This window comes from Arthrobacter sp. E70 (assembly GCF_058266945.1).
In genome coordinates, this window is sequence record NZ_JBYQFR010000028.1 from 1 (window position 1) to 6,673 (window position 6,673).

6 protein-coding genes are annotated in these 6,673 nt (G+C 58.8%); 3 read left to right on the forward strand and 3 right to left on the reverse strand.

All coding sequences use genetic code 11. The features are described 5' to 3' along the window. The 3 genes from AC3IMC_RS20315 to AC3IMC_RS20325 all read right to left on the reverse strand — a co-directional run. Positions 1-1,528 (reverse strand): class I adenylate-forming enzyme family protein (locus tag AC3IMC_RS20315; protein ID WP_490920707.1); only part of this gene is annotated, 1,528 nt, incomplete at its 3' end. 153 nt (positions 1,529-1,681) lie between these two features. Then, complete coding sequence (locus AC3IMC_RS20320; RefSeq protein ID WP_490920708.1) at positions 1,682-2,062, reverse strand: cupin domain-containing protein; 381 nt, start codon at positions 2,060-2,062, stop codon at positions 1,682-1,684. 137 nt (positions 2,063-2,199) lie between these two features. After that, the gene (locus AC3IMC_RS20325) at positions 2,200-2,793 is read right to left on the reverse strand and encodes a helix-turn-helix domain-containing protein (protein ID WP_490920709.1); all 594 of its coding nucleotides are present in this window, start codon (positions 2,791-2,793) and stop codon (positions 2,200-2,202) included. A gap of 491 nt (positions 2,794-3,284) precedes the next feature. On the opposite strand from AC3IMC_RS20325, the gene AC3IMC_RS20330 reads away from it, so the two are divergent. The 3 genes from AC3IMC_RS20330 to AC3IMC_RS20340 all read left to right on the forward strand — a co-directional run bounded on the left by AC3IMC_RS20330 (position 3,285) and on the right by AC3IMC_RS20340 (position 6,414). Continuing rightward, positions 3,285-4,232 carry a LysR family transcriptional regulator gene (locus AC3IMC_RS20330; RefSeq protein ID WP_490920710.1) on the forward strand — a complete coding sequence of 316 codons (948 nt, stop codon included), beginning with the start codon at positions 3,285-3,287 and terminating at the stop codon, positions 4,230-4,232. A gap of 403 nt (positions 4,233-4,635) precedes the next feature. Beyond that, positions 4,636-5,418, forward strand: coding sequence for an enoyl-CoA hydratase/isomerase family protein (locus tag AC3IMC_RS20335; RefSeq protein ID WP_490920711.1), 783 nt, complete (start codon positions 4,636-4,638; stop codon positions 5,416-5,418). Positions 5,419-5,478: 60 nt separating this feature from the next. Next, on the forward strand, positions 5,479-6,414 hold the full coding sequence (locus AC3IMC_RS20340) for a LysR family transcriptional regulator (protein WP_490920712.1): 936 nt from the start codon (positions 5,479-5,481) through the stop codon (positions 6,412-6,414). The last annotated feature ends 259 nt before the right edge of the window (positions 6,415-6,673 follow it).

The following is a 6,673-nucleotide window of genomic DNA, read 5'->3' on the forward strand; positions in this document are numbered from 1 at the left end:
TCATAGGGAGTTCGGACAAGAAGACGATATTTTCAGGAACCTTTGCCCGGTTCAGATGTTTTAAGCAGTGCTGACGAAGGTCTTCCGCCAGGACTGTCAGGTCTGCTTCGCCCCGTGGAACCACGTAGGCCTTTACTAACTGGCCAAAAACGGCGTCAGCGACCCCAACGACGGCGGCTGTGAGGACGTAGGGATGGCTGCTGATTACGTCCTCGACCTCCTTTGGAGCAATATTTAGACCACCCCGGATGATCATGTCGCCGTCCCGGCCTGAGACGTAGATATCGCCTTTGCTGTCGACATATCCGATGTCTTGGGTGTAGACCCAGCCGTCACGAATCCGTTGACTGGTTAATTCCGGTTGACCCAGGTAGCCCAGCATGGTGGATGGTCCACGCAACGTGATTTCCCCGATCTCGCCCGGAGATAGTTCGTTGCCCTCGGTATTCCTGGCAACGGCTTGGAACCCGGGGCAAATGCGGCCGGCCACCCCTTGGCTATGAGTGGAACCGGCGGGTTCAACGGCGGCGCCTGGACATTCGGTCAGGCCGTAGGTGGCAAGGACGGGTGCGCCCGAGAACTCTTCGAAGTCCTTCATTACCAGGTCGCTTACTGGCGCACCTCCGGTGTAAATGGCCCGGAGGGTCGACCGGTCGAACTGATCCTTGCCTTCAAGGTTCAGCATCATGACCAGCATTGCAGGCACCATGGCCGCAGTGGTCACACGCCATTCTTGGATGCGCTGCAACGCAATGGCTGGTTTGAACCGCTCCATAAGGCCGAGGGTGGCGCCGTTGTAGATTGCTGAGGCCGCAGTGTAGATCGCCCCGTAAATGGCGTGGAACGGCAAGCACCCGAGGACCACGTCGTCTGGGGTCAGCTTCCAGACTTGGCTGTGGACTTGATGCAGTGCAAGAACGCTGGAGTCAGTATGCAGGATCGTCTTCGGCTGGCCGGTAGTACCGGAGCTGAACAAAACCACCCGGGCGCTCCGTGCCTGCTCAAACCGGTCTTGGCGCGGGACGCCGTGCTTCAGGCTGCTTACCCAAGGCCGGACGGTGCCGTCAGCTCCGTCGTGGTCCTGGAGGAACCAGACCATGGAAGGATGAGCGGGATCCGCTTCCTCGGTGAGCTCGAGGCGCTCCGGTGTTCCTGGGCGTGTGGCGAATACCCAACCGGGCTGCGTGGCGCCCACGAAGTGATCGAATTCTGAACGAGTACATCCAGGATCAGCGATGACCGCAATTCCGTCGAGCTCGCGAACAGCCCAATAGGCCACGATCGCCTCAACGCAGGAGTCGAGCATGAGGAGAACTGGGGAACCTGATTTCACATTCAAAGCGCGAAGCTCCTCTGCGAGGGACATCACCTCCCGCTCCAGCTCCCGCCATGTCAGACGGACTCGACTGTCCAGAACCGCCAACTTGTCCGGCATAGAGCGAGCATGTTCGTGCAAGGCTTCGACAGCTTCGCTAGTAGTGTCGCTCGGGGAAAACTCGGCAATGACACGCTGCACATCTTGGTTCAAAGTGGGTGCCCTTCAATAATATTCGGCCGCCTGCGCCAGCTCCTTATGGGCCAGCCGCAGGTGTGTGACGCCTGGCCTGACGCGTTCTGATCTCGCGGCGCAACTTTCCCCATCAGTCTCCGGGAGCTGTGGGCGCCCTCGCAAGGCGTCAATTCAGCATGTAGGCCATACACCAAGCACATGGCCACATACGGCCGGACGGCACGCATGAGGCAAAGCGCCGCGGCCTGCCCTACGTTGGCTACTGGCTGGCCTTATTACGCGGGATGGGAGCAACCGGGCGATGCTTTGGCGAAGGCATCCATCATGAGACGTAGACGTCAGCGCCTCGGTGGGATATCGATCCAGATATTCAGTCGCCGTGTCGGCCACATTCTCCATTCGATGCGGCACCGTACTGGGGAACCAGATGGAATCTCCCGGCTCCAGAAAGTGGACTTCGTCGCCAACTATCACCTTCAGACGCCCCGACAACTCGATTCCCCACTCCTCGCCCTCGTGCGTGAACGGTTCATCCCCGAACCATCCGCCCACTTCATAGCGAGCATAAATGGCATCGATAGACCGAATGTCCGTCGGAGAAGCAAGCTCAAAGCGTGTCCCAGAAGCAGGGCGGGTGTCCGATGCGGGGTCGGCAACCGAGCGATGCTTAAGGCATCCATCATGAGACGTCAGCGCCTCGGTGGGATATCGATCCAGATATATTCAGTCGCCGTGTCGGCTACATTCTCCATTCGATGCGGCACCGTACTGGGGAACCAGATGGAATCTCCCGGCTCCAGAAAGTGGACTTCGTCGCCAACTATCACCTTCAGACGCCCCGATAACACGATTCCCCACTCCTCGCCCTCGTGCGTGAACGGTTCATCCCCGAACCATCCGCCCACTTCATAGCGAGCATAAATGGCATCGATAGACCGAAGGTCCGTCGGAGAAGCAAGCTCAAAGCGTGTCCCAGAAGCAGGGCGGGTGTCCGACGCGGGGTCGGCCATGCCTCCAAATGGAACACGTTCCGCCGCTCTTACAACCCGGCCGCTGGGCTGGGCTTGAGGCGAAAAAAAGTACGTAATCGTCGTTCCCATCGCGCCGGCCAAACGATTCAGCGTCGAGATTGATGGTTCGACCTTTCCTTTCTCGATGTCAGAAACGAGTGACGCCGAGACCCCCGCCTTCGTGGCGAGTCCTCTGATGCTGTACCGATGCTGGGTCCGGAGTTCATGGAGGCGCTCCCCAAGCGTGTTCTCGTTTTCCGTGATGCTCTCCATTGCGCCTCCAGCCGATTCCTGGTCCGTGTACGTATGCAAGGGCGTACGAACACTAGATGTCCGTTGCTAGCGTACACAAACGCCGGTTTAGCCGATAGGGCCTTGGCCTCGCACCTCCTGAAGCGGAATGATCAGCTGAGGGAATGAGACGCACCGAAGGAGCAGAAGTCCGGCCATGTTCGGTGTGACCGATCAAATGGGCTATAAAAGCTATTGACTGTACGCTATAAGCAGTCATAGACTGCGCTCATGGTGCAGAACTCAGGAAAGCTGCGCGTTCGACATACCGAACGCTTGGAGCTTCCTGACTGGCGTGCCTTTGAAGTTTTGATCCAACGGCACCTTTGCTTAGCGAAATCAGGGGCCGTGCATCCGCTGTCTGCTGCGGGGCATGAAAGCCCACAATCGGCCAGGGTATTGCCTCCCCCGCAACACATGGCGTTGCAAAATTCACGACCCAGCGCGGTCAGCCATCTGAAGGGGAGCTAGCCATGTACGTCAAGGTGCCCGATTTACACGACCTGCACCTTCTTGTCGCCGTAGCGGCGACTGGGAGCATCGGTCAGGCAGCGTCAGAACTCAGGCTTACTCAGCCAAGCGCCAGCCGGAGGCTCGCAAGTCTTGAACGGTCGCTGCGAATCCAGCTTCTCCACCGGGACACTCGTGGTTCAACACTGACGCCAAGTGGGCGGGTCGTTGTCGATTGGGCGGAAAAGCTACTTCGGGCGACAGAGCAATTCACCAACTCAGTTGATGCCCTTGGACAAGAACGAAACTCACTGCTTCATGCCGCTGTAAGCATGACTATTGCGGAACACTATGCGCCCACATGGCTGGCCAGGATGCGCAAAGAGGCGCCGGAAATGAGAGTCACTCTATCCATGGCAAACTCGTGTGAAGTCATGGCCATGGTGGAATCAGGGCGGGTAGACCTCGGGCTCGTGGAGTGTCCTCAGATAAGTCCTTCTCTCAAAAGCCGCGCCATAGGAATTGATGAACTGACTGTCGCTGTCCTGCCGAGTCATCCCTGGGCGCGACCCAATCACAGGGTTACAGCCAAAGAACTGACATCTGAAGGCTTACTGGTTCGCGAGCATGGGTCGGGCACGCGTGAAACACTCGACCACGCCCTGTCCGCCGCCGGACTCACGGCAAACCCATCCCTCGAGCTGGCTTCCAACACCGCCCTCAAATCCGCTGCTCTCGCTGGCATGGGTCCAGTCGTCCTGCCAGTCATTGCACTGGCTCGAGAGCTCGAGAACGGGTCCCTTGTCGAAGTCGAACTGGATGATCTCGTGCTGTCCCGGGCGTTATCCCTAGTCTGGTCCAGCGCTGCAAACGTCTCCCGCGAGGCGGTGAGTCTACTACTGAGCGCCGCCCGTGGAGATCGACGCACCCACGGCCGTGTACTAAAGGGAACGCAACAACTCGCCAGTTGACCCTCTGCCCATGGTGTGCCGTCCGGGGCGCACCCACCCTTAACTCGTCGCCCTCAGTTCGGCAGGACGGCCCTTGGGTTTTTGTAAGAAAGTGGAACCATGCTCATGCACGAATCGAAAATGCCCGGATGGTTCCACCCGGTGCCCTTCTTGATCCTCGGGGCGGGGCGGGCAGTCGAAGGAGTCATCATAGAGCGCGTCATGCGCGGGGCGCATGTGCCCATAACCCTTTGACGTCTACCGCGATCAACCACCGAATGTGATTCTGAAGTTTGAAGCTTGCCCAGGGCGTGTTGTGCGGATCCCCTATTGGCTGTGGTGAGCCCTGCGTCGTCTATGCGTTGTCTTTAATAACATCGAAACTTTGCCTGAGGCACTCGTCAACTTTAGAAAGTAGGAACTTATGAGCGACGGCGACATTCGTCTTGACATCGAAGACGGCACCATTGCGGTCATCACGATGGATCGTGAAGATAAGCGAAATGCATTAACCGATGTAATGTCCGCGAAGCTATTCGAGCTGTTTCATGAACTCGACGCGCGCGACGATGTTCGCGTCATCGTTCTGACGGGTGCCGGCGACAAGGCGTTTACCTCCGGTCATGACTTGAAGCAGGCTCTCGAGGGTGACCCACATGTTCTCTTTAGCGAACCGAATATCAAGGAATTCATCGTTCCTGGTATGGTCTCAAAACCTGTCATTAGTGCCGTAAATGGAGCAGCATATGCTGGCGGGTTCTGCCTTGCGATCGCAAGTGACCTGCGCATTGCCTCACCTAATGCCAGTTTTGCTTCCCCTGGCGTAAAGCTTGGAATTGTGCCTATCGGGGGTCAGTTGTCAATGCTCCCCCACCTGTTGCCGCCGGCTATCGCAACAGAAGTGCTGATGTTGGGTGTTCCCTTGAGCGCTGAACGTGCCGAGCGTCACGGCTTCGTTAGTGAGATTGTCGAGCCGGGCCGACTCGTGGACCGAGCGTGCGAGATGGGCCGCGTGATATCGAGCATGCCGCCTGCTTCCGTGGCGTCTATAAAGAGGGTCCTGCGCACGACCCTTACTCAAAGCGTGCCTGCCGCGGACGTCATGGAGTTCTGGCGTGGAATGGTCGCAGGGACGGGGCCGGACGTAAAGGAAGGGCTGCTCGCATTCGTGGAGCGCCGACCTCCAGTCTTTTCGGCTGCTCAGTGATACGTGGTGACGTAGCTCCAGGTACCGCTTCAGAGCTGATAATAGCGACCAGGAAACCGTATGCGCGTCAACGTACCTGATCTGGATGATCTCTACTTGCTTGTCACGATCGCCAGAACGGGCAGCATAGGGCAAGCATCAACGGAGTTACGGTTGGCACAACCAAGCGCAAGTCGTCGGGTAGCGGCTCTGGAGCGGTCACTTAGGGTCAGTTTGTTGCACCGCGGGGCCCGGGGGTCAACCTTAACCCCTGCTGGGCGCGTCGTCGTAGATTGGGCATTAACGTTGCTGAGGGCAGCGGAAGACTTCCGGCATTCGGTTGATGCGTTGAGCCGGCAGCGAAATTCTTCGCTAAGAGCTGCAGCGAGCATGACGATTGCAGAACACTACGCGCCCAGCTGGCTAGCTCAGCTCCGCTACGAGTCGCCTGACACAGCCGTTTCCCTCTCTGTCGGCAACTCCTCGGATGTCATGGACCTCGTCGAGAGCGGGCAGGTCGAGGTGGGCTTGATCGAGGCACCCCAGGTACGGCCGTCGTTGCGACACCGCCAGATTGGCCTCGATCGCCTAGCGGTGGCCGTATCTCCTAGCCACCCATGGAGTACTCAGCCCTTGGTCGCAGCAGCTGACCTGGCGAAAACTCCATTGCTGCTGCGGGAACTCGGCTCAGGAACCAGGGACACCCTGGATCGGGCTATGTCGTCTGCAGGCTACCAGGTGACGCCAAGCCTCGAATTGGCGTCCAATACCGCGTTGAAGTCAGCCGCAATTGCCGGCATGGGGCCGGTTGTGCTGGCAGCCATCGCACTGGCCGATGACTTCGATAGTGGAGCACTGGTGGAGGTCAGGGTGTCCGACCTAACGCTGAGCCGCCCTCTCACGATCGTTTGGACCGAAGGCACAAGTCTGGCCCAGGAGGCCGTGGGCTTGTTCCTCAAGGCGGCGCGCAATGATCGCCGTACCCGCCCACCTGCCCAAAGCAACTCCGACAGCTAAGCGTTGTCCCTGATTTGGAAGAGGCGCCGCTGGCTTTGGTGCGCGCGCGGGGCGCTTCAGCCATGCGCATTGCGCATGGCCCACATGTCTAACTGCCGCCTTGTGAGCAGGCCCACAGGACGCGGAGACTGGTAGGCAGAGGTGCGATGCGAAATTGAAGCGTCCAGCCGGCGTCATCTTTTTCTGCGCACCCCCAAGGAGCCGGCGCTGCTCGTTGAACGATGACGGCTTCCCCATTTTGGAAACTGGCTGTTGGGAC